This window comes from Ruthenibacterium lactatiformans, assembly GCF_000949455.1.
In the GTDB taxonomy this organism is placed as follows: Bacteria; Bacillota; Clostridia; order Oscillospirales; family Ruminococcaceae; genus Ruthenibacterium; species Ruthenibacterium lactatiformans.
This window is the reverse complement of sequence record NZ_JXXK01000014.1, coordinates 24312-48830: the sequence shown is the minus strand read 5'-3', so window position 1 is coordinate 48830 and position 24519 is coordinate 24312. Positions and strand designations below refer to the sequence as shown.

At 59.3% G+C, this 24519-nt stretch carries 29 protein-coding genes, 1 tRNA gene and 1 other annotated feature; of the genes, 17 read left to right on the top strand and 13 right to left on the bottom strand.

Annotated elements, in window-relative coordinates; genetic code table 11:
* Positions 1–31: 31 nt before the first annotated feature.
* Entirely contained in the window at positions 32–556 is a 525-nt protein-coding gene (locus TQ39_RS10770) for a CarD family transcriptional regulator (protein WP_009323829.1), read from the top strand.
* A gap of 286 nt (positions 557–842) precedes the next feature.
* On the opposite strand, the gene TQ39_RS10765 is transcribed toward TQ39_RS10770, so the two are convergent.
* Complete coding sequence (locus tag TQ39_RS10765) at positions 843–1457, bottom strand: nuclease-related domain-containing protein (protein ID WP_040910029.1); 615 nt, start codon at positions 1455–1457, stop codon at positions 843–845.
* Positions 1458–1615: 158 nt separating this feature from the next.
* Here TQ39_RS10765 and TQ39_RS10760 point away from each other — a divergent pair, with 158 nt between their 5' ends.
* Positions 1616–2035: a bis(5'-nucleosyl)-tetraphosphatase gene (locus TQ39_RS10760; protein WP_009323831.1), complete on the top strand. Its 420-nt coding sequence runs from the start codon at positions 1616–1618 to the stop codon at positions 2033–2035.
* A gap of 55 nt (positions 2036–2090) precedes the next feature.
* Positions 2091–2167 (top strand) — tRNA-Arg (locus tag TQ39_RS10755).
* Positions 2168–2739: 572 nt separating this feature from the next.
* On the opposite strand, the gene TQ39_RS10750 is transcribed toward TQ39_RS10755, so the two are convergent.
* Positions 2740–3462: an HAAS signaling domain-containing protein gene (locus TQ39_RS10750; RefSeq protein ID WP_050005516.1), complete on the bottom strand. Its 723-nt coding sequence runs from the start codon at positions 3460–3462 to the stop codon at positions 2740–2742.
* Positions 3459–3803 (bottom strand): PadR family transcriptional regulator, encoded by a 345-nt coding sequence (locus TQ39_RS10745; RefSeq protein ID WP_009323834.1) that lies wholly within the window; start codon positions 3801–3803, stop codon positions 3459–3461. Before TQ39_RS10745 ends, TQ39_RS10750 begins: the two co-directional genes overlap by 4 nt.
* Positions 3804–4129: 326 nt before the next feature.
* Between TQ39_RS10745 and TQ39_RS10740 the strand changes: the two genes are divergently transcribed.
* Positions 4130–5269, top strand: coding sequence for an amidohydrolase family protein (locus tag TQ39_RS10740; protein ID WP_009323835.1), 1140 nt, complete (start codon positions 4130–4132; stop codon positions 5267–5269).
* 53 nt (positions 5270–5322) lie between these two features.
* Positions 5323–6273 carry an L-lactate dehydrogenase gene (locus TQ39_RS10735; protein WP_009323836.1) on the top strand — a complete coding sequence of 317 codons (951 nt, stop codon included), beginning with the start codon at positions 5323–5325 and terminating at the stop codon, positions 6271–6273.
* Positions 6274–6337: 64 nt separating this feature from the next.
* Here TQ39_RS10735 and TQ39_RS10730 read toward each other — a convergent pair whose 3' ends face one another.
* The 6 genes from TQ39_RS10730 to TQ39_RS10705 all read right to left on the bottom strand — a co-directional run bounded on the left by TQ39_RS10730 (position 6338) and on the right by TQ39_RS10705 (position 12203).
* Positions 6338–7183: an arylamine N-acetyltransferase family protein gene (locus TQ39_RS10730; RefSeq protein ID WP_082052207.1), complete on the bottom strand. Its 846-nt coding sequence runs from the start codon at positions 7181–7183 to the stop codon at positions 6338–6340.
* 33 nt (positions 7184–7216) lie between these two features.
* Positions 7217–7915 (bottom strand): lysoplasmalogenase family protein, encoded by a 699-nt coding sequence (locus tag TQ39_RS10725; protein ID WP_009323838.1) that lies wholly within the window; start codon positions 7913–7915, stop codon positions 7217–7219.
* A gap of 91 nt (positions 7916–8006) precedes the next feature.
* A complete protein-coding gene (gene argS / locus TQ39_RS10720) occupies positions 8007–9776 on the bottom strand; it encodes an arginine--tRNA ligase (RefSeq protein WP_050005515.1) in 1770 nt (589 codons plus the stop codon).
* 50 nt (positions 9777–9826) lie between these two features.
* On the bottom strand, positions 9827–10252 hold the full coding sequence (locus TQ39_RS10715; protein ID WP_050005514.1) for a YwiB family protein: 426 nt from the start codon (positions 10250–10252) through the stop codon (positions 9827–9829).
* Positions 10253–10273: 21 nt separating this feature from the next.
* Positions 10274–11131: a glutamate racemase gene (murI, locus tag TQ39_RS10710; RefSeq protein WP_050005513.1), complete on the bottom strand. Its 858-nt coding sequence runs from the start codon at positions 11129–11131 to the stop codon at positions 10274–10276.
* Positions 11124–12203 carry a D-alanine--D-alanine ligase family protein gene (locus TQ39_RS10705; protein WP_050005512.1) on the bottom strand — a complete coding sequence of 360 codons (1080 nt, stop codon included), beginning with the start codon at positions 12201–12203 and terminating at the stop codon, positions 11124–11126. The genes murI and TQ39_RS10705 overlap by 8 nt, the downstream gene beginning before the upstream one ends.
* Positions 12204–12618: 415 nt before the next feature.
* Here TQ39_RS10705 and rpmG point away from each other — a divergent pair, with 415 nt between their 5' ends.
* From rpmG to TQ39_RS10660, 9 genes are all read left to right on the top strand, one after another.
* Entirely contained in the window at positions 12619–12768 is a 150-nt protein-coding gene (gene rpmG / locus TQ39_RS10700; RefSeq protein ID WP_009323843.1) for a 50S ribosomal protein L33, read from the top strand.
* Positions 12769–12786: 18 nt separating this feature from the next.
* Positions 12787–13032, top strand: a complete 246-nt coding sequence (gene secE, locus TQ39_RS10695) for a preprotein translocase subunit SecE (protein WP_009323844.1) — start codon at positions 12787–12789, stop codon at positions 13030–13032.
* A gap of 39 nt (positions 13033–13071) precedes the next feature.
* Complete coding sequence (gene nusG / locus TQ39_RS10690) at positions 13072–13602, top strand: transcription termination/antitermination protein NusG (RefSeq protein ID WP_009323845.1); 531 nt, start codon at positions 13072–13074, stop codon at positions 13600–13602.
* Between the two features lie 144 nt (positions 13603–13746).
* Complete coding sequence (rplK, locus tag TQ39_RS10685) at positions 13747–14172, top strand: 50S ribosomal protein L11 (RefSeq protein ID WP_009323846.1); 426 nt, start codon at positions 13747–13749, stop codon at positions 14170–14172.
* Positions 14173–14235: 63 nt separating this feature from the next.
* Positions 14236–14931 carry a 50S ribosomal protein L1 gene (gene rplA, locus TQ39_RS10680; protein WP_009323847.1) on the top strand — a complete coding sequence of 232 codons (696 nt, stop codon included), beginning with the start codon at positions 14236–14238 and terminating at the stop codon, positions 14929–14931.
* Positions 14932–15188: 257 nt separating this feature from the next.
* Positions 15189–15328: a sequence feature (ribosomal protein L10 leader region), on the top strand.
* Between the two features lie 27 nt (positions 15329–15355).
* On the top strand, positions 15356–15865 hold the full coding sequence (gene rplJ / locus TQ39_RS10675) for a 50S ribosomal protein L10 (RefSeq protein WP_050005511.1): 510 nt from the start codon (positions 15356–15358) through the stop codon (positions 15863–15865).
* A gap of 54 nt (positions 15866–15919) precedes the next feature.
* Positions 15920–16291: a 50S ribosomal protein L7/L12 gene (gene rplL / locus TQ39_RS10670; protein ID WP_009323849.1), complete on the top strand. Its 372-nt coding sequence runs from the start codon at positions 15920–15922 to the stop codon at positions 16289–16291.
* 135 nt (positions 16292–16426) lie between these two features.
* Positions 16427–16729 carry a DUF2089 family protein gene (locus TQ39_RS10665; protein ID WP_009323850.1) on the top strand — a complete coding sequence of 101 codons (303 nt, stop codon included), beginning with the start codon at positions 16427–16429 and terminating at the stop codon, positions 16727–16729.
* Complete coding sequence (locus TQ39_RS10660) at positions 16729–17055, top strand: hypothetical protein (RefSeq protein ID WP_050005510.1); 327 nt, start codon at positions 16729–16731, stop codon at positions 17053–17055. The genes TQ39_RS10665 and TQ39_RS10660 overlap by 1 nt, the downstream gene beginning before the upstream one ends.
* An 89-nt stretch (positions 17056–17144) precedes the next feature.
* On the opposite strand, the gene TQ39_RS10655 is transcribed toward TQ39_RS10660, so the two are convergent.
* From TQ39_RS10655 to TQ39_RS10645, 3 genes are all read right to left on the bottom strand, one after another.
* Complete coding sequence (locus tag TQ39_RS10655; protein ID WP_009323853.1) at positions 17145–17339, bottom strand: hypothetical protein; 195 nt, start codon at positions 17337–17339, stop codon at positions 17145–17147.
* A gap of 95 nt (positions 17340–17434) precedes the next feature.
* Positions 17435–18301 (bottom strand): DegV family protein, encoded by an 867-nt coding sequence (locus TQ39_RS10650; RefSeq protein ID WP_009323854.1) that lies wholly within the window; start codon positions 18299–18301, stop codon positions 17435–17437.
* A 103-nt stretch (positions 18302–18404) separates the two neighbouring features.
* On the bottom strand, positions 18405–18857 hold the full coding sequence (locus TQ39_RS10645; protein ID WP_009323855.1) for a MarR family winged helix-turn-helix transcriptional regulator: 453 nt from the start codon (positions 18855–18857) through the stop codon (positions 18405–18407).
* A 231-nt stretch (positions 18858–19088) separates the two neighbouring features.
* On the opposite strand from TQ39_RS10645, the gene TQ39_RS10640 reads away from it, so the two are divergent.
* From TQ39_RS10640 to TQ39_RS10630, 3 genes are all read left to right on the top strand, one after another.
* Positions 19089–19454: a GIY-YIG nuclease family protein gene (locus TQ39_RS10640; protein ID WP_050005509.1), complete on the top strand. Its 366-nt coding sequence runs from the start codon at positions 19089–19091 to the stop codon at positions 19452–19454.
* Positions 19451–19933: a DUF6530 family protein gene (locus TQ39_RS10635; protein ID WP_009323857.1), complete on the top strand. Its 483-nt coding sequence runs from the start codon at positions 19451–19453 to the stop codon at positions 19931–19933. The genes TQ39_RS10640 and TQ39_RS10635 overlap by 4 nt, the downstream gene beginning before the upstream one ends.
* 244 nt (positions 19934–20177) lie before the next feature.
* Positions 20178–20720, top strand: a complete 543-nt coding sequence (locus TQ39_RS10630) for a DUF4352 domain-containing protein (RefSeq protein ID WP_050005508.1) — start codon at positions 20178–20180, stop codon at positions 20718–20720.
* An 86-nt stretch (positions 20721–20806) separates the two neighbouring features.
* On the opposite strand, the gene TQ39_RS10625 is transcribed toward TQ39_RS10630, so the two are convergent.
* Complete coding sequence (locus TQ39_RS10625; protein WP_050005507.1) at positions 20807–24514, bottom strand: FtsX-like permease family protein; 3708 nt, start codon at positions 24512–24514, stop codon at positions 20807–20809.
* Positions 24515–24519: the final 5 nt, after the last annotated feature.

Genomic DNA, 24519 nt, shown 5'->3' with positions numbered 1-24519 from the left:
CGGGTGGAGTGGTTTTACAGGAGGGAATACGATGTTTCAAAAAGGCGATTTGATCGTGTACGGGAATATGGGCGTATGCCGTGTGGAGGCTGTGGAGGCTCCGGCGGGGCTGCCGGGCGCCGGCGAAAAAAAGCTGTATTATAAGCTGGACCCTGTGTACGAAACAGGCACGGTATATATTCCTGTGGACGCCAAGGTGTTTATGCGGCCCATTCTGACGCATGCCCAGGCAGAGGCGCTCATCGGCCGGATCCCGGAGATTGAGGAGAACCCATGCGGCGGGAAGGATCAGCAGATGCTGGCCGAGCACTACCGTTCGCTCATGCGCACGCACGACTGCGACGATTTGGTGCAGCTTATCAAGACGATCTACGGCAAAAACAGGGAGCGTACGGCGCAGGGCAAAAAGCCCGCACGTACCGAGGCCGAATATATGAAGCGTGCCGAGGAGCTGCTTCATGGTGAGCTGGCCGCCGCGCTGGGCATCACGCCTGAACAGGTGCCGGGCTATATCGCGGCCGAGGTGGCGCAGGCGGGCTGCGGCGCTGAAACCTGAAAGAAAAAACTGCGCGGCGCGCGGGAACGGAAGCGTCCCGCACCGCGCAGCTTTTTGCAAAGGGAAAGCCCCCGTGTGGTGAGCACGGGGGCTTTTAGGGGTATCTCTCTTGGTGTGAGGAGGAATCATGTGCAGGAACCCGGATTGCGGCTTCCGTGTCCCTGTGATTGTATTATAGAAAAGAATTGCGTAAGGTTTGTTAAACCGCTGTGAACAAACTGTAAATAGTTTTGCCCGGCTTTTCAAATCCGCCACGGTTTGCTATAATAGGACAAGACGGCGGGCCTCAGCCCTCTACGACCCACTTCTTGACGGCGTCCACGGTCTGGGGAATATCGACGCCCTTGTCCTGCTCGTACTTGCTCTTGCCCAGCAGCGCCTTGAAGTCCTTCAGCGTGTAGTGGCCCGTGCCGCGCGGCAGCGCAAGGGTCGCTTTTTTATTGGTGAAAACGCACACGGTCTCCACCTGGATGCCGCGCAGGTTCGCAGTAAACAGCGTGTCACGCACCAGGCGGGTATCGGCCTCTGCGGCGCGCATGGGGTTTTCAAACGAGATGCGCTTTTCCGCGTCCACCTGCAGCCACATCGGGTCGCCGGGGTTGCCGTAGATCTGGCCGCCCAGCCCCACACATTTTACGCACAAAAGGCCGAACCAGCCGACGATGATGAAATCAAGGTCGGCAAATTTGCCGTCCTTGGCAATCTGCGCGGGGGCGATGACCTGATACTGGTGCAGCGCCGCGAAACGGCGGGCCGCGCTCAGGGCTTTTGCGCTTTTTTTCGCGCCGTCCAGGTTTTTGGCTTTCCGGGGCGTTTCTGTGCCTTCGTCCCGGCTTTTGACAAAAAAGAAATAAACGGCCACTGCAGCGGCGATAACAAGGAGCAGAAGCAACAGATCCATGAGAGTCAAAGTGAAAAACCTCCAATAAAACAAAAATACCGCGCAGCGCAAGGCTGCGCGCAGTAAAATCCTTTTACAAGTATACCAAAGCCCGCGCCAAAACACAATTCCCGGCGGCGCACGAAACGTAAATTTATTTTGAACTGAGGAAAAAGAACATGAAACATGAGAAATCCTGCGGGGCGATCTGCTATACCCGCGAAGAAGGCGCGCCCCGCGTGCTTGTCATCTGCCACCGCTATGGCGGCCACTGGGCTTTTCCAAAAGGCCATGTGGAAGCCGGTGAGAGCGAGGAAGAGACCGCCATGCGCGAGGTGCGCGAAGAAACGGGCGCGCAGGTACGCGTGCGTCCGGGCTACCGCGAGGTGACGACCTATTCGCCCGCAAAGGGCGTGACAAAGGATGTTGTGTTCTTTGTGGCCGAGATCACCGGCGGCACGCTGCGGGCCCAGCCGGAGGAGGTGCGGGCAGTTTGCCTGCTGCCGCTGGAGGAAGCACAGCGCCGGCTGACTTATGCCGCCGACAAGGAATTGCTGGAAAAGGCAAAAAATATGATTCTGGACGAAAAAAACGGTTGACAACCGTGTTCGACTATGATAACATATATGATGCACTCCAAAAGCGGAGTGGTATGCGCTGCTAGCTCAGTTGGATAGAGTGTTTGGCTACGAACCAAAAGGTCAGGGGTTCGAATCCCTTGCAGCGCACCACAGGAACGGTATCCCGGTTGGGATGCCGTTTTTGTTTTTTGGGAAAAAGTCGTTCTTATGTGCTGCAAGGGATTCGAACCCGAAAGGGACGAGCCCGTGAAGAAAACGTGCCGGTGGCACGTTTTTAGGGTGAGGGGCCGCAGCGGCTACGCCGCAAGGCCGGCAGACGCGCAAGCGGCTGCAAAATCCCTTGCAGCGCACCACAGGAACGGTATCCCGGTTGGGATGCCGTTTTTGTTTTTCAACGATATTTTGCACTGGAAAGACACTTCAGCGTGCAGCCGTGTCCACGGAACCCGTTCCGCAGGAACGGTGGGATATACAGTTTTTTGTCATACACGAGTGCTATAATAAAGTGATAACAATGAAGTAAATACAAAAGGGAGGCTCGCGGATGGGATGGTTTTTGCTGATTGGCGCACTGGCCGTTACGTTCGTTGTTTATTGCTGCCTCATTGTGGGGAGCGATTCCTTTCAGGACAGACGCAAATAGGCTTGCGGACGGCGCAGAGCCGAAAAATATAGAAACCCGTCCCCGGCCGGGGACGGGTTTTCCGTATCTTCGTTTGACGTTATTGCCTCGGGGACGCGGTTTTCCGGCGGCGCGCTGCAATGCACAGCGTTACCACGGGAAGCCAGAAACTCGGAAGCAGCATCAGGTTGAACAGCTGGAACAGCAGCGTTTTCCAGGACAATACAGCGGCGCCCGCCGCGGAGGAAACCTGCCACAATGACAATATGCCCAACAGGAGCCAGCACAGCAAAGCGGCGGCGGAAAACATCAAAGCAAGCGTATGCTTTGCACGCGGCCCGTTTTGCCCCCAGCGCAGCAGCACGCAGGCGGCGCAGCATCCCAGAATGAAGGGAACGGCGAGCCACAGCGGTGTGAGCATCGGGGCGAGAAAATTTGCAGCGCCTGTTATAAAAATGGCCGTCGGCCCGTCTGCACCGCCGATAACGCCCATGCCGGAGCTTTGAAAATAAAAAAGCAGAAAGGGAAGAATGGAAAGCAGTGCTGCTCCGCCCGCCAGTATCGCCGCAATGAGGAACACCCAGCGCCAGGGGCTGCCTTTGGGAAGAAGCTGATCCTGCATTTCCTCGTTAAAGCCCGCGGCAACCTCCTGCGGCGTGCCCATCTCCGCGATGATCTCATCGATGCTTTGTCCTTTTTCCAGCCGGGCGTGGATATCGGTGCCGATGTCCCCGTTGATGCGCGCTTTTGCTTTCAGAGGCAGGCGCAGCTCCCGCTCGATGGCATTGACATAGCGCTTGATCTTTTTCTCCTGTTCCGTCATAACTGCTCCTCCCTGTCAAATCCGTCCACGCAGTCCGCGAAGGCGCGCCATGCTTTGCGTTGTACGGCATAAGCCGCATGACCCTCCGGCGTGGCCGTGTAGTATTTTTTCGGTGCGGTGCGGCCCCCGCTGGTACGCCATTGCGCTTCGATAAGCCCATCGTCTTCCAGCCGGTACAAAATGGGATACAACGTGCCTTCCTTCAGCGCAAAAAGCCCGTTGCTGCGCCGGGCCATGCTGCCCAGCAGCTCGTAGCCGTAAGTAGGTCCCGCACACACCAGCCCCAGTACCAGCATCTCCAGCGCGCCCTTTTTCAACTGTCGTTCAAAGCGCGATTCCATCCGCTCCCCTCCGTCCTGGTTTTATACCTAGTATTACTAAACACTAATATAGCATAAATTCTGGGAAAGTCAAGACCGTTCTGGAACCGGCGCGCGGTTTTTCAGCCGGGGCCGGCGCCTGTGCTTTTGGTGCAGGCGGTGCAGCAGAGCGGGAAGTGTGGTATAATAACCTCAAGCCCGTCGCTTACGCGGCTGCGCGCATTTCATGCGCTGATGCGCTTTCGCGCATGGGCTTGAGAACATTAAACCATGCAAAACCGCAGCAGGCGCGGTTTTGTTGGGGCCGCTTCGCGGCGGAGATATTTGACTTACCGGGAGGGATACCATTGCAGCTGTTCGATGCGCATATGCACTATTCTGATACCCATGGTCCGGCCTTTGATGCGGTGCGGGAGCGCCACGGCGTCGGGGCCTGTACGCTGGCGTGTATTCCGCAGATGGGCGTATGCTCCACCGTGCCGGATGCGCTTTATTACAAAGCAGTGCATCCGGAGGGAACTGTCTATGTGATGGGAGGGTTGGAACGCAGCGCCTGGTTTCTCCACGAGGGAGATGCGGCGGCGCTGGGCGAAGATCTGGTCGCGCAGGCCGGGGCGCTGCTGGCCGCAGGCTGCGACGGCATCAAGCTGCTGGAGGGCAAACCTGATATCCGGCGCAATTTTCCCATTCCGGATTTCGATACTCCGGCATGGGAACCGTTCTGGCGCTGGGCAGAGGAACAGCGCGTGCCCATTCTGTGGCATGTGAACGACCCGGAGGAGTTTTGGGACGCCTCCCGCATCAATCCCTATGCGAAAAGCGAGGGCTGGTTCTACGGCCCGGAAACCATCAACAATGAGGAGCAGTACCGTCAGGTGTTTGCGGTGCTGGCATGCCACCCGGGCCTGAGGCTCCAGCTGGCGCACCTGTTTTTCTTTTCGGCGCAGCTGCCGCGGCTTTCGGCGCTGCTGCGGCGTTACCCGGAGGTGCGGGTAGACCTGACGCCCGGTATCGAGCTGTACACGAACCTTGCCGGAGATATTCCTGCTGCACGGGCATTTTTTGAAGAATTCGGCACGCGCATCCTCTATGGCAGCGATATCGGCTCCCGTGCCTCCATCGCGCAGCCGCCCCGGCCGCTGGACAGCAGCGAGAGCGCCGCGCGGGTGGACGTGATCCGCACGTTTCTGGAAACGCCGGAGAATGAACCCTATACGCTGCTGCCGGACGGCAGATATCTGTTCCGCATCGCACCCACGCCCATGCGCGGATTGGGCCTTTCATCCGAGGCGCTGGAGCAGGTATACGGCGGCAACGCACGAATGTTCCTGGGCCGTGCGAGACCGGTGGATGCCGCAAAAGCCGCGTCGCTGGCACACAGCTTTGCCGCCGGCGTGGAGGCGCTGCATGCAAGGGAGCTGTTTTTGGCGGCGGATGCGGCCCCGCTGCGGCAAAAGGCCGTGCAGCTGCAGGCGTTGGCGGAGTAAGCGGGCGCGGTCCGCCGCATACTAATACAGAACATGGAAAAGGGGAGAGCGAAATGAAGACAGACAAACGCAAGGTTGCTCTGGTAGGCTGCGGCATGGTGGGCATGAGCTATGCCTACGCTATGCTGAACCAGAACGTATGCGACGAGCTGGTGCTCATCGACGTGGACAAAAAGCGCGCAGAGGGGGAGGCCATGGATATGAACCACGGGCTGGCCTTTTCCGGCAGTAATATGAAGATCTTTGCGGGGAGCTACGACGATTGCGGCGATGCGGACATTGTGTGCATCTGCGCAGGTGTGGCGCAAAAGCCCGGCGAAACGCGGCTGGACCTTTTGCAGCGCAATGCCGCCGTCTTCAAAAGCATCATTGACCCGGTGACGGAGAGCGGCTTCAACGGGCTGTTCCTTGTAGCTACAAACCCGGTGGACATCATGACACGCATTACCTGCGCGCTGTCGGGCTTCAATCCAAGGCGCGTGCTGGGCACAGGAACGGCGCTGGACACCGCGCGTCTGCGCTATCTGTTGGGCGATTATTTTCATGTGGACCCGCGCAACATGCACGCCTATGTGATGGGTGAACACGGCGATTCGGAATTTGTTCCCTGGAGCCAGGCCATGCTGGCCACAAAGCCTGTGCTGGAGCTGTGCCGCCAGTCCGGCGGGCGCTATTGCAGCGAGGAACTGGATAAGATCGCTGAAGAAGTGCGCACGGCCGCCTACAAGATCATCGAAGCCAAGCGCGCCACCTATTACGGCATCGGCATGGCGCTTACACGCATCACGCGGGCGGTGTTCGGCAACGAAAGCAGCGTACTGACGGTATCCGCCATGCTGCGGGGCGAATACGGCCAGAAAGACGTATTTGTGGGCGTACCCTGCATTGTGAACCGCAGCGGCATCCAGCGTGTGCTGGAGCTGAACCTCTCCGAGGAGGAGCAGGCACGGTTCAGCGCTTCCTGCGAGACGCTGCGGGAGAGCTATGCCGGACTGAAGCTATAAACAGAAGAAAAGAAAAAGAAGCAGACGGCTCTGTGCCGTCTGCTTCTTTTTTGGCCCGGAAGGGTCAAAGCGCCGCGTCCTCCGGCGCGCGCAGCCCAAAAACGTCCCACAGCACCTGCGCGGTTTCTGCGCCTGGCGCAACGGAGCGGGAACGGGCCACTGCGCCCTTACGATACCATGTCAGCTTGCTGTCGCGCAGTGACAAATGAGCATCCGGTAAAAAAATAGAGGCCCGCACCGTTTTGTTGAAAGGCGACATCGGATGCACGTCGCAAAAAAGGCTGGGCATAATAAAGTCGATGTCGAGCTGCGGTTCCTCGGTAAAGCCATACAGCCGGCGCCAGGCTCCGCCCGGCGACCGTTTCCACAGGACCCAGCCCCAAAAGGCGTCGCGGGAAAAGCGGTATTCCGTCACGCCGTCCCATTGCGCTTCGCTCTCGGCCAGCACAAGCGGCGCGCGGGGGCCTTCGCTGTTCATGCCTGTTTCGGTGAGATACCTCTTCCCCTCCAGCGTTACGACGAGCACACGGTGGCGGCGCATCTGGATGCCGGCCTCCGAAGGATAGATGAAACGGCCCGCATAGCTGGTGACCTGGTATCCCAGCGAACACAGCAGCCAGCAGAACAGGCCGTTCAGCTCGAAGCAGAGGCCGCCGCGGCGCTTTTCCACGATTTTTTCAAACAATGCTCCGTGTTCCAGAGAGGTGATCGCGCCGCGCAGGAGGTCCAGGTTTTCATAGGGCACATGCAGCAGATGTGCGGACTGCAGGCGGCGCAGCGTTTCCAGCGTGGGAGGAGGAGGGACGGCGTCACGCAGGCCGATGCGGTCAAGATAGCGCAGGATCTGTTCGGGCGGCATCGGTGTTTCGGAGAGCAGCGCGTCCTCCGCGCAGATGGGTCGGTTCGGCATTGTAAAAGCTCCTTTGATGATTTTCCGCAGCACTCATACCGAGAGCGCCAGGCACAGCATGCCCAGATAATAGGCAGCCAGATTCACCGCACGCAGCGCTTTGCGCGGCCTGACATAAAAATAAACGAACAGCAGCACCGCGTCCGAAATGAGGAACAGCGCGGCCCCCACGGCAGCCAGCGCGCCGCGCCGTCCGCCGCAGGCAAAGCCGAACGCTGTGCCGCGGGCGCACATCAGCCCTACGCAGAGCGAGTACGCCAGAGCGGGCAGCTCCATGTGCATGCGCCGCAGCTTGAAGCGTTTGTGCCGCGCGCAGGCAGCCGTCACGGCCAACGCGGCCAGCGGAGCGGCGGCGTCCCACAGTGTGAAGCGCGGTCCGCCCGGCATGGCCAGCGTGAACAGCACGCAGAACCCTGCGTGGGCCAGTGTGAAAGCGCCCACTCCCAGCAGGAACCAGCGGCCGAAAAAGCCCGCGTGGTTATTGGCCAGCCCCAGCAGCACGTCTCCGGCCAGGCACAGCACAAAGCAGGGCAGAAGCCCCCGGAAATACGCATCTGCCGTGTGTCCGCCCAGCAGGTACGCCGTGGCGGCTATGACAAGGAACCCGCAGCTTACGGCGGCCTTTACCGCCGTATAGCGGTTGAAATGATGGCGGGAATACGCCACGCAGAGCAGCGCGGCCAGCCCGCCCAGATAGATGAGGGAAAGCAGCGTCAGCACAGCGGCAGCCATAGCCGCCTCCTTCCCGGCCCTCGGGCCGTGTTTTTTGCATGAAAACGAAAAACGCCGGGCGCGGTTTTCAAACCGGCCCGGCGTTTTTGTGTCACATGCTTTCGGGCACGGTGATCTTCAGCAGGGTAAGCGCGTTGGAGATGACGTTTTTCGTAGCGGTGCACAGTGCAATGCGCGCCTGGCAAACGCAGTGCTCGGCGTCCTTTACGCGGCAGGAATTGTAGAATTTGTGGTAGCGGTTGGCCAGCTCGGTGACGTAGCGCGTGATGCGCGCCGGGTCATAGCTTTTGGCCGCGGAAATGATTTCGCCGGGAAAGTCTGCGATATGGCGGATCAGTTCCTTTTCCGCGGGCTCTGTCAGCAGCGTCAGATCCGCCTTGTCCGCGCCCTCGAACACGATGCCGTCTTCGGCCAGCTTTTTCAGGATGCTGCAGATGCGGGCATGGGCGTACTGCACATAATACACCGGATTTTCGCTGTCCTGCGCCACGGCCAGGTCCATATCAAAGTCCATTACGCTGCCCGGCTCCCGCAGGTTGAACTGGAAGCGGGCGGAGTCGATGGGGACCTCGTCCAGAAGCTCCGCCAGCCCGATGGCTTTTCCGGTGCGCTTGCTCATGCGCACCGGCTGGCCGTCCTGCATCAAACGCACGAACTGCATCAGCACGATGTCCAGCTTTTCGCCGTCTAGGCCGATGGCGTCCATGGCGCCTTTCATTCGGGCCACGTGGCCGTGATGGTCTGCGCCCCATACGTCGATGGCGCGGGAGAAGCCGCGCACCGCGAATTTGTTGTAGTGGTAAGCGATATCCGCCGCAAAATAGGTGGGCACGCCGTTGGCGCGCACCAGGACTTCGTCCTTATCCTCGTCCGTCACTTCGCCGTCCAGGCCCTTGCGCGTCACCTTGTTGCCGCCGTATTTCTCGGCGTACTGCATGGAACGGTACCAGATGGCGCCGTCTTTTTCGTAGGTGGCGCCGCGTTCGGCCAATTTGTCCAGCATTTCCCGGATGGCGCCGGATTCGTGCAGCGTGGTCTCGCTGAACCAGACGTCGTAATTCACGCGGTATTTGGCCATGTCGTCCTTAAGCCCCTGCACGTTCAACGGCAGCGCAAAAGCCGCGATATCCTTCTGCAGTTCCTCAAAAGGCTTTTCCATATAGACGTTCCCGTGCACGTCTGCAAATTTCTGTGCCAGCACACGGATATCCGCACCCTGATAGCAGTCCTCGGGGAAAGGTACGGCGTCCTCGCCCCTGAAGATCTGAAGGTAGCGGACGGCAAGGCTCTTGCCGAACTTGAGGATCTGGTTGCCCGCGTCGTTGATGAGAAACTCCCGTGTGACGTCATAGCCCGCCCAGTCCATGGCGGCGGCGAGGCAGTCGCCCAAAGCGCCGCCGCGGGCGTTGCCCAGATGCATCGGACCCGTAGGATTGGCCGAAACGAACTCCACATTCACCTTTTCACCTTTGCCGTAGCTTGTGCGGCCGTAGTCCGCGCCGGCTGCGTTGGCGGCTAAAACTACGTCGGCAAACCAGCCCGGGGCAAGGAACAGGTTGATGAAGCCGGGGCCCGCGATCTCCACGCGGCTGAAATGCGTTTCCTCCAAAGCGGGCATCGCAGCGGCCACGGCCTCGGCGATTTTACGCGGGGGCATACCGAATACGCGCGCGCCCGCCATGGCGAAGTTGGAAGCCAGGTCTCCGTTCTTCACGTCGTTTGGCACCTCCACCACAAAGGCGGGCAGCTCCTTTTCCGGCAGGCTGCCGTCCGCCATAGCGGCGCGGGCAGCGGCCTCCAGCAGCCCGCGGGCCTCATCCATAGCGGCCTGTTTCGGGTCGAAATGTTTAAAATCCTGCATTTTTTCAAAACTCCTGTCCCTTTGAATTCCTGTTATACCGGCGCGCCCCGTCAGTTGGCGGGCTTGACGGTGATCTTTACAATGTTGCGGCTCACGGCGGCGGTTTCCATGTCCAGCAGATAGCTGAAGCGGACGGTGCCGCCCTCGTCGGAAAGGCGGCTGTGGATCTCGTCCGCGGCCACGCCCAGGCTCAGCGAACCATGGCCCGTCTCGTAATGGCACACATGCCGCCGGCCCTTTTCTATGACGAGCTGGCTGGGCGCCGGGCCGAAGCGCAGCATGCTCACCTTGTGTGAATCCTCCACCTTTACGGTGGTCACACAGCCTGCATAGCCTGTGGCCTCGGTTTCTTTGTAGCTGATGAAGAAGCTGCCGTTGCGCTTGACAAAGCTGCCCCGCGTCATCAGCTTCACGCTGTCGCTTTCGCCGTCCTGCTCCATGGTGCCGTGGATGGTGATGAGATAATCTTCCTTCATACAGGGTCATCCTTTTCCTTTTTACGTTGAGGCGCCTTGCTCCACGGGATAACCGTCCACGCTGATGCGCGTCACGGGCCCGCCCGCGTATTCGCCCAAAAACCAGTCCGAAAGCTGGGCGAAGCTCTCGGTGGTGTCGCTTACATAATAGCGTGCCGTGCCCGCGCGGCCCTCCCGCAGCAGCCCGGCGGAGGCCAGCGCGTCCCGTGCGGCCAGCGCGGTTTCCCGCCCGGGGTCGATGAGCGCCACTTCGGGGCCCATCAGATCCGCGATGATGGGCGCGATGAGCGGGTAGTGCGTGCAGCCCAGGATCAGCGTATCCACGCCCGCGGCCCTTATGTCCTTCAGGTAATCCCGTGCCACAAGGCGCGTCACGGCGTTGTCTGCGCCGAAATACCCGTTTTCCACCAGCGGCACGAACAGCGGGCATGCGGTGGCTACGATGCGCGCGCCGGGCATCAGCGCGGCGATGGCCGCGTTGTAGCTGCCGCTCTTAACGGTGGCGGGCGTACCGATGACACCGATGAGCCCTGTTCTGGTGGCGCGTACGGCGGCGGCCGCCGCGCTCTGCACCACGCCCGTATAAGGCACGGGCAGCGTGCGTGTGTAAGCCTCGGACAGCGTGCTGCTCACGGTGCCGCAGGCGGCCATCACATATTTCACGTTTTGTTCCAGAAGGAATGCGATGTCCTGCTTTGCGTACCGTACAATGACATCTACGCCGCGGGTGCCGTAGGGCACCCGGCCCGTATCGCCGAAATAGACGATGTCCTCGCCGGGCAGGATGCGCCGCAGCTCGCGCACGGCCGTCAGCCCGCCCAGGCCGGAATCGAACACGCCGATGGGAGCGCCGCGCCCCGGCGCGTTTCGCTCAGTCATGGACGCCGCCCGCCCTTTCCAGCGCCAGCGTGATCAGGCTGTCCAGCAGGCCGGGATACGTCTCGCCCGCCGCCAGCATCAGCTTGGGATACATGCTGATGCTGGTAAAGCCCGGCAAGGTGTTGATCTCGTTGAGCAGCACGCGCTGTGTGCCGTGCTCCACAAAAAAGTCCACGCGGGCCAAACCTTTGCAGCACAGCGCCCGGTAGGCGCGCACGGCCAGGTCCCGCACCTCGTCCAGCTTTTCCGGCGCAAGCTGCGCCGGGATGGCCACCCGGCTGGTGCCGGAGATGTATTTGTCATCGTAGGTGTAAAATTCGGCGCTGGCCAAAATTTCGCCGGGATGGGTGCCGGAGACTTCGTCGTTGCCGCGCACCGCGCATTCTACTTCCTGCCCCTGTACGAACCGCTCGAACACCACGCGGGAATCGTGCTGCAGGGCGAGGTCCACGGCCGCCTCCAGCTCCGCCATGTCCCGCGCCTTGGAGATGCCCACGCTGGAGCCCGCGTTGGCGGGCTTGACGAAAATGGGCCAGCCCAGTTTTTCCGCCGCGCGCCGGGCAATGGCCGCCAGCTCCGGCCGCTGCCAGCGCTCCATGCAGTCCCATTCACAGCGGGGAATGCCCGTTGCATCCATCACACGGTTGGCAATGATCTTATCCATGCACACCGCGCTGCCCAGCACGCCGCAGCCCACATAGGGCAGGCCGGCCAGCTCCAGCAGGCCCTGTATCGTGCCGTCCTCGCCGTTTTTGCCGTGCAGAACGGGAAACACCACGTCCACGGGCAGGCTGCGGCAGACGCCGTTTTCAAACGCCACAAGCCCCGCCAGCCCGCTGCCCGGGCAGATGGCTGCGGGCACATTGCCGGAGTGGCGCTCCCAGGCGCCGCTGCAAAGGTCCTCCACAGGGCCGGAGTACAAATACCAGCGCCCGTCTTTCGTGATGCCCACGGGCAGCACATCGTATTTTTCCGTGTCCAGATTGTTCAGCACGCTGGTCGCGCTCATGCGCGATACCTCGTGCTCGCTGGACGCGCCGCCGAACAGTACGGCGACTTTCAATTTCTTCAAAACACTCCACACCTTTCCTCGGGCCGCCGTGGAATAAAGCCCTGGGGCAGGCGCCTGAAAACCCGCGTGCACAAAACGCCCTGCTTTCAGACCGCCCGGAGAAAGGCTTTCGGGACGGACCGCTGCGCGGCAGCACGGCTGTTTTGCCGTGCTGCCCGCATGGTATCACTTGTATGCTGCAATCGTAGCCTTTATAATACCATACAATGGTTGATTTTAAAAGACGGCGCGGCAAATTTTGACGCGCGGCGGAAAAAGCCCGGAAAACGGCCCCGCAGGCGAAAAAATCCCTTGACGCGGGACTGTGTGCTGTGCTATGATGGTTGTACCTCTTTTGCAGGTCTATTTTTTTGTGCGCATTTTTCGATGCGCCGCCTGCGGCAAGAGGGAGGCTATTTGATGGAGGTGCCGAAAAATGAGAGTGAAGATCACCCTTGCCTGCACGGAGTGCAAACAGCGCAACTACAACACCAAGAAGAACAAGAAGAACAGTCCCGACAGGCTCGAGATGAAGAAGTATTGCCGCTTCTGCAAAAAGCATACCGTTCACCGCGAGACGAAGTAAGAAAGGCGGACATGCAACATGGCTGACAAAACCGAGAAAAAGTCCAAAGGCTTTTTCGCTGGCGTGAAGCGCTTCTTCGGACGCATCGGCAAGTTTTTCCGCGATACCGTGAGCGAGATGAAGAAGGTCGTATGGCCCTCGAAAAAGCAGATCATCAACAACACCGTCGTGGTGGCTGTCGTGGTGGTCGTGGCCGCGGTACTCATCATGGTCCTGGACGCTGTGTTCGGCTTCGGGCTGAACCAGTTGCTGAAGGGCGTGTGACCGTCCGCACTTTTAAAGCAGAAAGCGGGGTTTTGACAAATGGCAGAGGATAGAGACACCGAGGCGCGCTGGTATGTGGTGCACACCTACTCCGGCTACGAAAACAAGGTTGCGCAAAACCTTGAAACCATCGTGGAGAACCGGCGCCTGCAGGAGCTTATCCATGAGGTAAAGGTCCCCGTGGAGCTGGTGCCCGACATCAAGGACGGCAAGGAGCGCGAGGTGGAGCGCAAGCTCTTCCCGGGTTATGTGCTCGTCAAAATGGTGATGACGGACGACAGCTGGTATATCGTGCGCAATACGCGCGGCGTCACGGGCTTTGTCGGCCCGTCGTCCAAGCCCATCCCCCTCACCGACGAGGAAGTGGATAAGCTGGGCGTGGACGTACGCGAAGTGAGCCTCGATTACGCCGTGGGCGACAACGTTCAGATCATGAACGGCCCGCTGGAAGGCTTCATCGGTATCGTGGAGGGCATCGATACCGACGCGAAAAAGGTAAACGTAAAGGTTTCCATGTTCGGCCGCGAAACGCCGGCGGAGCTGGACTTTACACAGGTGAAACCCCTGTAAGCCCTGAAACGTTTTTCCGGTAAGAGCACGCGCTGCAAGGCGCTGTTTCTTATAGAGCGCGCGAAGGGTATCGCGCGTTCGTGGGAGGGCCTTGGCAATCCGGCCAAAGCCCGCAACTTACCACAATTTTTGGAGGTGCACAAAATGGCTCAGAAAGTAACGGGGTATATCAAACTCCAGATTCCGGCCGGCAAAGCTACCCCGGCTCCCCCTGTTGGCCCTGCGCTTGGCCAGCACGGCGTGAACATCATGGCGTTCACGAAGGAATTCAACGAGCGCACGCAGAAGGATATCGGTTACCTGATTCCTGTCGTCATTACGGTCTATGCGGACCGTTCCTTCAGCTTCATCACCAAGACGCCCCCGGCGGCTGTCCTTATCAAGAAGGCTGTCGGTATCGAGAGCGGTTCCGGCGTGCCCAACAAGACGAAGGTCGCGTCCATCACGAAGAAGCAGCTGGAGGAGATCGCCAGCACCAAAATGCCCGACCTGAACGCGGCGAACCTGGAGACGGCCATCAGCATGATCGCCGGCACCTGCCGCAGCATGGGCGTTACGGTCACCGACTAACTGTCCGCATAACAACCTTACCATTAGTGGGAGGATCATTCCGTATTACCACAGGAGGATATTATGAATCACGGTAAACATTATGTCGACAGCAAAAAGCTTGTCGACCGTACAAAACTGTACGACACCGAAGAGGCCCTGGCGCTGTGCTGCCAGACCGCCAAGGCGAAGTTCGACGAAACGGTCGAGCTGCATGTGCGCCTGGGCGTTGACAGCCGTCACGCGGACCAGCAGGTGCGCGGCGCCGTCGTGCTGCCCAACGGCACCGGCAAGGACGTGCGCGTTATCGCCATCGCCAAGGGCGACGCCGCCAAGGCCGCTGAAGAGGCGGGTGCGATGATGGTCGGCGACGCCGATCTGGTCGCAAAAATCCAGAACGAAGGCTTTATTGATTTTGACGTGCTGGTCACCACGCCCGACATGATGGGCCTGGTAGGCCGTCTGGGTAAGGTGCTCGGCCCCCGCGGCCTGATGCCGAACCCCAAGGCCGGTACGGTCACGCCCGATGTGGGCCGCGCCGTTACCGAGGCGAAGGCCGGTAAGATCGAGTACCGCTTGGACAAAGCCAACATCATCCATGTGCCCATCGGCAAGGCGTCTTTCGGCGCCGAGAAGCTGGGCCAGAACCTGTCCGTTGTGATGGAAGCCATCGTCAAGGCGAAGCCCGCCGCGGCGAAAGGCCAGTATATCAAGAGCGCTACCGTGGCGTCCACGATGGGCCCCGGCATCAAGCTGAACAGCGCAAAATTCGGCGGCTGAGCTGCAAACTGAAAAAGCGCGCTCCTGCTGATTTTCAACATCGGCAGCAAAATGCGCGCGAACGCGCGGCTTTGGCAACACGGCCGGCGCGTATCTTCCGGCGCATCTACGCGGAAAAGCGCGGAACGGTTTTATGCGAATAAAACCGCAGCGTTTCCGGCTTTTCGGGTTTCGCTGCGCAAGCTGCGGGAAATCGACGGGAACGCCGGGAGAAGCACAGAGTGAATTTGCCCCTTGACGCGCGCAAAACTCTGTGTTAAAATAACAAAGCTGTTTTAAAGACAGCAGGTGCTTTTGCATAAAGGGTTTCGCCCGCCTGCCGAGAAACGCGAAAAAACATTTAATTGTATTTTTTTGCCTCTTTCTCGCAAGGGAAAGAGGCTTTTTTATGTGCTTACACACAATTGAAACGAGGTGAAATGATTTGCCAAGTGAGAAAATTTTGAGCGAGAAACAGGCTTATGTTGCCGCCCTGCGTGAAAAGCTGATGAATTCTGTTGCCGGCGTTGTCGTCGAATATAAGGGTATCAGCGTTGCGGACGACACCAAACTGCGCGCCGAACTGCGCGCGGCAGGCGTTGAGTATGCCGTTGTGAAAAACACCATGCTGCGCCTGGCCATTAAGGACTCCGACCTCGCCGGGATGACGGACGCCCTGACGGGTTCCACCGCCCTCGCGATCTCGAAAGAGGATCCCATTGCTGCCGCCCGTATTCTGAACAAGTTTGCGGAAGGCTCCAAGAAGGGCTTCGCCCTGAAGGCCGGCTACATGGAAGGCCAGGTCATGGATGTTGACGCCGTCAGCGCCATCGCCAAGCTGCCCGACCGTGAAGGCATGCTGTCCATGTTCGCAGGCGCCCTTACCAGCACCCTCAGCGGTCTGGCTGTGGCCATGCAGGCTTATGTGGATAAGCAGGAAGAACCAGCGGCATAATTTCGGCCGCACCCAAACACAAAACAACACTAAAATAAAATTGGAGGTATTATCATGGCTTCTGAGAAAATCACTGCCATTATCGACGAGATCAAAGGCCTGTCCATCCTGGAGCTGAAAGAGCTCATCGACACCTATTGCGAAGAATTCGGCGTTTCCGCTGTTGCCGCTGCTCCGGCTGCTGCCGCTGCCGCTGCTCCCGCCGCCGAGGAGAAGACGGAGTTTGACGTTGTGCTGGCTGAAGTCGGCGCCAACAAGATGGCCGTCATCAAGACCGTTAAGGAAGTTACCGGTCTGGGCCTGAAGGAAGCGAAGGACCTGGTCGACAACGCTCCGAAGACGCTGAAGGAAGCTGTTGCGAAGGACGCTGCCGAGGAAATGAAGAAGAAGCTGGAAGATGCCGGCGCCAAGATCGAACTGAAATAAGTTTGGTTTTTCCAAGCCCCCGCTGCAGGACGCAGCGGGGGCTTTTCTGATTCATGGAGTTTGTGAAAATATAAATTTAATATTGACTTTAATAAAATTAAAGTATATATTTAATATAGTGAAAGGAGGCGCGCTATGGCAATTGAAACGGTTCCGGAGTGGATGGCCGGGCTGGAGGATGAGGACGTGGCGTTCATCAAAAAATTCCTGCTGGCCTCCGGCAGCCTGAAGGAAGTGGCCGGGCTGTACGGGGTCACTTATCCCACGGTGCGCCTGAGGCTGGACAGGCTCATCCAAAAAATACATTTGAGCGAAGATACAGCGGCAGACCCGTATGTGGCGCTCGTCAAGAGGTTGGCCGTGGCGGACAAGCTGGATTTTGATACCGCCAAACTGCTGATCCAGAGCTACAAAAAAACGAAAGGGGAGGATGCGTAATGGCAATCATAACGACGCTGGTCGGTCTGGGCGTTCTGCTGGTGTTCACAGTGCTGGGCTGCGTGCTGGAGGTTTTTCTGGCCAGGAGGGAGAGCATATGGCCGGGACTGGCCCTGCCTATCCTCGCCGGCCTGTATGCGGTGGTGATGGCGCTGAGCTATACAGCTGCGCCGGATACACCCTGGAACCAGGTGTTGGGCGGCGTGCTGGCGGTATTCCTGGTTTCGGGCATCCCGGCTTTTTTGCTGCTGATGGTGTTCTTTATCTGCCGCAGTGGCAGGCGCCGGAAAAAGCAGCTGGAAAAAATGAATGTGCAGGATCTGTGATGCCGGCCTGCGGCGGCATACTTTGCATACAAAGAGAAAGACGCCCCGTGCCGGGTCATCCGGTACGGGGCGCCGCGCTTTTACGCAGGTCATTTATTTTTCGGATGCAAAAGGTTCGTGATGCCGCCCAGAAGCAGAAAGCCGCCGATGATGCCGGCCTGCACGCGGAAGGAGCCGCCTTTTAAAAAGGGCAGGATCTCCCATGGGCTAACTGCGAAAAACACAAAAATAAGCCCGAGGACCAGCAGCAGGGCTGCTCCGAGAATGCGTTTGTTTTTTGGCAATGAAAGCCCTCCTCTGTTCGGGGAACCTTCCCCGCTGAGATACGGTTTCATAGTACCAGCTTTGCGGTAGAGCTGTCAAGTGGGCGGAGCCTGCACTACTCTGTTTCACCGGGGAACGGTTCATTGGCAAAAAAGGCGATGCCGCAGGCGCCCGGCCCCGCATGGGTGCCGATCACAGTACCGATGGCCTGCACCATCGGCTTTTGCAGATGCAGGTTCTGCGTTACATAGCAGGCAAAGGGGCCGACGCCCTTGGGGCTGCCGGAATAGCCGACTACGACGGGCCATGCTTCATCAATGCCGCCGCACCGGTCGATTCCTTTAAAAATGGCGACATATGCGCCGGGCATGCCGCGGGCTTTGTCCACCATGCCCAGCTTGCCGCGGGCGTCCAGAGAAAGCACGGGCTTGATGCCCAGCAGGCCGCCGGCGATGGCAACCGCGCCGGAAAGGCGGCCGCCCTTGTGCAGGTATTTCAGCGTGTCCACTACCGCATACAGGCGCAGATGGGTACGGGCGGTCTCCAGATCGGCTACGATGTCCATGGCGGAAAAGCCCTCGGCAACACGCTGAACGGCACGCCGCACCAGAAGCTGAAGCCCCAATGTGGCGCTGCGGCTGTCGACGATATAGATGTTGTCATATTCTGCTTCTTCTTTGGCGATCTCAGCGCTTTGGCAGGTGCCGGAGAGCGCTGCAGACAGCAGCACACAGATCACGGTGTCGCCCGCCGCCTTGGCGGCAAGAAAGTGGGAAAGAAACAGCTCCGGGCTGGGCTGGCTAGTGGTGGGCAGTTTATCGGCCGCTGCCAGCATGTCGTAAAAACGCTCCAGGGGCAGGTCTATCCCATCCTGATAGTGGGCGTCGCCGAAGCTGACGGTGAGCGGTACCACGGCCACGCCCAGCGCGGCGGCGTCCGCCATGGAAAAATCTGCGGTGGAATCGGTGAGGATGCGGATCATAGTATCTTCTCCTGTTCTTCTATGGGGCGTGCGTCCCCCTCCGGGGCCGCACGGGATGGAGCACCTGCCCGGAAAATGGCTCGCCGGGCCGGTGCGGCGGCTGTCACAATTCTGCAAAAAAAGCGTGCAGGGAGGCGAGCGCGGTGGAGAGCGCCGCTATTTCGGCCTCGCTCAGGCGGGCAGCTGCACGGGCGACCAGTGTTTCGTGGAATGCCGCGTGGCTTTCCAGCGCGGACCGCGCGGCAGATGTCAGCGCCACCGTCACGCGGCGCTTGTCCCGGCTGCCGCGGGAGCGGACGAGATATCCTTTCTGCTCCAGCGTTTTGACAGCCACACTCAGCGTGCCGGAGGTGATGGAAAGATGTGCGGCAACCTCCGCCATGCCCGCTGCGCCGGATGCGTCGACAGACGACTTTTCCACGGCTTCCAGCACATGCATCTCGGAAACAGAGAGGTTTTTGCATGGCCCTTTGCGGATGCTGGCCTCCTCCAGACGGAGGATATCATTGAATACATTGACCAAAAAACCGTTCAGTTGCGCTTCATGCTGTGTCATTGCGGGCCTCCTTCAGGTGAATAGTTTGAAATTCAAACAAAATCGATTATACGTCTGGTAAAGCCGAAAGTCAAGAAGATATTTTGATATTCAAAATTTATTTACAAAGCAAACGGTTTGCTTTGGAGGGAAGACAACAGGCTTTTGCTTGACAAAGAAGCGGCAGAGGCGTAAACTGATATTTACTAAACTAGTAATTTAGTAAATAAGTGGTTGAGAGAAGGAATAAAAATGCCGTCAGAAGCCCGCAAGCGGGAATTAAAAGAACAATATAAGGCCATGCGTCCCGAGATGGGAGTTTTCGTTTTCCGGTGCGTTCCCACGGGCAAAAATTATGTGGGCTGGACGCACGACCTGAAAGGCACGCTCAACAGCCTGCGATTCCAGTTGGAGTTGGGCAGCTGCCGGGAAAAGGCGCTGCAGGAGGCGTGGCGTGTTCATGGCGGAGCGGCGTTTTGTGTGGACGTGCTGGAAAAGCTGCCCTATGACAAAGACGATGAAACAAAGACCGATTATTCCGAGGAACTTACCCTGCTGTGCCGGCTGTGGCAGGAGAAGCTGCCGGACCACGAGGAAGTTTGGAGGAACCGCACATGAAGATCCCCACCACATTAAAGCACAAGCCTGTCATTGTTGCGGAAAATTACGACAGTATCGACGGGCGCGGCGCATACCATTCCGATGCGAAGGGCCTTTCCCTGGGCCTGGCCCAATGGAACGACCGGGGCAAGGTGGATATCTCGGCCAAAGTCTGGCGGCATACCGGGGAGAAATGGTCGCGCCAGTCGGAGGAGCTGCCCATGCACCGCGTTCTGGACCTTGCCATCCTGCTGTGCCGCACCAACCTGTATTTTCGCGATGAAGCGTACCGCCATCCACGATATTATGACCCGGAGCATCCGCGGATCGACCGTGTGGGCCTGCAGGGCGACGCGATGGACATTGAAGTATGCACGGAAAATCCCATGCTGGAAGAAGATATCCGCCTGTTTTACAATGTGCTGGGCGAGGACGGCGAGCTGCTGGGCGAGCGATTTTCCGTTCTGGCCCGGCTGCTGCGGGAGATGGGATATTGATTCCTGAGCGAGGCCTTTTTTAAAAGTTGTAAAATTTGACGAGCCGTGTCGAATCGGCTTGAAAATCCCTGCAAAATAGTGTAATTTATTATTACTGCGCAAAAATCTGTTTGGGAGACCGCGGTTCGTCCCAGGACCGCAGGGCGAACAAACAGATTGAGCCGTTTTGGGATATCGATTGAAACGCCGGGAAACGGCGTGCCTGCGGGGAAAGCTCCGGAGGCAGAAACACGGAGGGATTTTCATGAAAAAAATGACGAAACGCATCGCGCTGGCGCTTTCCATGGTACTGTTTGCACTGGCGTTCACAGCCTGCGGCCCGAACCTGCTTTCCGGCGGAGACGGCGGCTCGAAGGATACGGAGGGCGGCATCGGCGATACGCTGTCCAACATGTTCTTCGATTATACGGTGCTGGAGGCCACGAGCCCGGCGGAATATGACGGTTATACTGCCGCGGAGGGAAACCGTCTGATCGTTTGCAGCGTAAAGGTGAAGAACACCTTTGGCGAAACGATCCCCATGTATGATTCCGACTTTCAGCTGCAGTGGGGCAACATCGGCGGCGACGACGATGATTACACCTTCTCGCTGGATGCGTTCAACGACACGATGATGCCGCTGGAATATGAACTGGCCGACGGCGAAGAAGTGACCTATGACCTGGTGTTCGAGGCCCCCGCAGATGTGAAGGACTTCGGCCTGGTTTATCTGGAGGAATACTACACGGGCAGCGAATCCGAGTCCGGCACGGGTGATTTCTTCAGTGTGAACTTCACGGTGGAGTAAACGTACATCCCGCATGTGAACAGACGCAAACGCCCCGGGCGGCCGAAAGGCCGCCCGGGGCGTTCTATGTTTTGGTGCGTACAGCGTCATTCCGGCGCTTTCATGCTTTCCACCATGCTGATGTTCCGCAGCTTGCGCTTCATGCCGAGGTTCACCAGCAGGGAAAAGACAACGGTGAGCACGGCAGAGAGCACAAAGCTGAGGGGCTTGATGTCCCGCCCGAACATGACCATATCCACCTCTACCGTGCGCATGATGAACATGTGCAGGAAGATACCGCCCACAAGGCCCAGCAGCATGCCGATCACTGTGAGAACGTTGGATTCGCGGTAGACGTAGGCCTCCACCTCGCGCTCAAAGAAGCCCAGCACCTTGATGGTGGCGATTTCCTTTGTGCGCTCGGTGATATTGATGTTCATCAGGTTGTACAGTACCACAAAAGCCAGCATGCCGGCACACAGGATGATCACGTACACGACATAGTTGATGCTCGCGATGGTGTCGTCCAGACTCGAGCGCATGCTGCTCATCTGCGTGAGGCCCGCTACCCCGTCCACCTCCAGCAGGGATGTGGAGAAGGCTTCGTCCACATCCTGCGCATCGTCGGGCAGGATGCCCAGCACAGAGTTGTATTCCAGCGCGCTGCCGTAGGCGTCCTCATAAACGGAGGGCGTCATATACACATAATTTTCCACATAATTTTCCGCTACGCCCGTGACGGTGAATGTGCCCTCCCGGCCTTCGCCGTTTTCCAGCGTGAGCGTGTCCCCGGGCGAAAGGCCCGCTTCGTCGCTGAACTTTTCCGTGATGACCACGCCGTCGTCTGTCAGCGGTACGGCTGCGCCGCTTTTGCGTTCATGCAGGTCGATAAAATTGTCCAGCCGTGCTTCATCCTCGGGTACAAAGAGGTATACGTCATAGCTCTGGCCGTCCACATCCAGCGAAATGCGCTCCTGCTGTACGGGCAGGTAGCTCGTGACCTGTTCGGGAGCATCCATCAGCGCCTGGAATCCGGCATCCTTCAAGGCGCTCTCTTTGCTCAGTGTCACGAGGAAATCATAGGTGAACACCTTGCCGAACTGTTTGGATACGATGTCGCTGATGGAGTCCTTCAGGCCGAAGCCCGTCACCAGCAGCGCCGTACAGCCAGCCACGCCGATGACCGTCATGAAAAAGCGCTTTTTGTATCGGAACAGGTTGCGCGCCGTCACCTTGTGGGTGAACTTCATGCGCTTCCATACCGGTGTGATGCGCTCCAGGAAGATACGCTTGCCTGCCTTGGGCGCTTTGGGCAAAAGGAGCTGTGCGGCCCACTCTTTCAGCGTCTGGCCGCAGGCGTTCAGTGTGGCGGCGCTGGTGCACAGGAGCGCCGCGCCCACGCCCAGCACGGCCAGCGAAGCGTGGAACAGACAGCGGAACCCGGGGATGGTATACATGGTGCCGTAGGCGTTCCAGATGACGATGGGAATGACCGTAAAGCCGAAGGCAAGGCCGGCGGCGCCGCCCACCAGTGTGGCCACCCAGGCATAGAACAGATATTTGAACATGATCTGTCCCCGCTTGTAGCCCAATGCCTTCAGTGTGCCGATCTGCAGGCGTTCTTCCTCCACCATGCGCGTCATGGTGGTAAGGGCCACCAGCGCGGCCACCAGGAAAAAGAAAATGGGGAACACCGTGGTGATGGCCTCCAGCTTATCCACATTGGAAAGGTAAGAGGACGCGCTCACGTGGGAGGTGCGGTCCAGAATCATCCATTCCGGAACTTCCAGCTCCGCCAGCTTCTGCTCCCCGTCCGCGATCTCAGCCTCGGCGTCGGCCAGCTGCTGCTCTACATCTTTTTTCTGTTTTTCGTATTCCGCCTCGCCGTCTTCCAGCTCGGCTTTGCCGTCCTCCAGCTGGGCCAGGCCGTCCTCATACTGCGCCTTGGCGGAATCCAGCTTTGATTGTGCCAGCTCCAGCTGGAGCTGGGCCAGGCCGGGGGCCAGGCTCAGGGCCGTTTCGCCGGAGGCAATCTGCTTTTCCGCCTCCAGGACCTGTTTTTTGGCGGCCGCCAGCTGCTGCTGACCGTCGGCCAATTGCTTTTCTCCCTCTGCGATCTGCGGCTCTGCCTCGGTGATCTGTGCTTTTGCGGTGTCCAACTGCGTGCGCGCTGCGGCGAGCGCCGCGCTGGACGTGTCGTAGGCAGCCTGCGCCGACGCCAGCTGCGCGTTGGCGGTGTCCAGCGCCGCCTTCGCGGGGGCCACAGCAGTCTGTGCCGCCGAATATTCGGCCTGTGCCGCGTTCAGTGCCGCGTTTGCGGTATCCAGCTCCACCTGCGCCGCGTCCCGTGCATCAATGGCGGCCTTGGCGGCAACCGGCTCCGTGGCCAGCCACTCGTCCTCCGTGGCGCAGCCTGCGGCGCTCATGCCCGCGTCCACCTGTGCCTGCGCCGCGTCGCGTTCGGATTTGGCTGTGTTTGCCCGGGACTGCGCCGCCTCATAGGCGGCCTGCTTGCCGGAGAGGTCCGCCGCCGCCGCTGCGGCGTCATACGTTTCCTGGGCTGCGGCTGCGGCCTCCCGCAGTGCGGGCAGCGCGGCCGCCAGTTCCGGCAGGCGTGCTTCTCCCTCGGCAACAGTGGGCTCCAGTGTTTCCACAAGCTGTTTGGCCGCGGCAAGCTGGGCCTTCGCGTCGGCCAGCTCTTGCTTTTTGTCGTTCAGCAGGGCCTCGTTTTCCTCGATCTGCGCTTTGGCGTCGATCAGCGCGGCCTGGCCTGCCGCAAGCTCCTGCTGCTTCTGTGTCAGAGTGCCGGGCAGACTTTCCTTATTGGCCTGCAGCTCTTTTTCGCCGCTGGCAATCTGGTTTTTCGCGCTGTCCAGCTGCGCTTGGGCGTCCTCCAGCTCCGCGCGCCCTTCGTCCAGCTGCTCTTCTGCATCGCCCAGCTTTTCCGCAGCCTCTGCCTTGGCGTCTTCCAGCTCCTGCCGGGCGTCGGCCAGCTTTTGCTCGGTATCTGTTTTGACTTCGTTGTAACGGGCGGTGCAGCGCGCGCCGCTGACCGCCTCCACCCGGTCCGCCACGGCGTCCACTGCGGCCTGGTATTCGTCCGAGGCGCTGTCCAGCGCCTGCGCGCCGGCCACAGTGGCGAAGATCTCGCTGTAAGCCTCCTGGGAAAAGCTCTCTTCGCCCACGTACATTTTCAGGGCGACGGTGCCGTCGCCGATGGTGGCGCTTTCCCGGTCCACCGAGAAATAATAGCTGGTGCGCACGATGCCCACGATCTTGAACTCGGTATCTGCCAGCGTGCCGCTCACGTCGCCGTTGGTGGCGGCGATGGTCAGCGTATTGCCCACGCTCAGCGGTCCGGTTCCGTCGATGACGTTTCCTTCCACCAGCACACATTCGTTGCGCTGAATGGGCAGGCGGCCCTCCACCACGTCCAGGCGGTTCAGATAATTTTCCGGCTCTTTTTCCTCGATTTGGCCCGTGGGCAGGCTGTGAATGCGTGTGACGATGTTCTTTTTTTCGCCTGCGTCCACGAACATGTCCGTCATATAGGCGGGCATCACCTCGTCGACGCCGTCCACGGCGGCGATGGCTGCCACGTCATCGTCCGTCAGGCCCAGCGGGCTGACGATGCGCAGGTCGTGCATGTTCTGCCGGTCAAAGTATTCGTCGATGGTGGTGCGCATATCGATGGGCATGGCCATCAGCCCCGACAGGAGCCCAACGCCCAGCGCCACGATGGCGGCGATGGCGATGAAGCGGCTGAAGGTGCCCTTCATGGTGCGCAGCACAACTTTCCGGTATGTTTTTTTCACAGCCG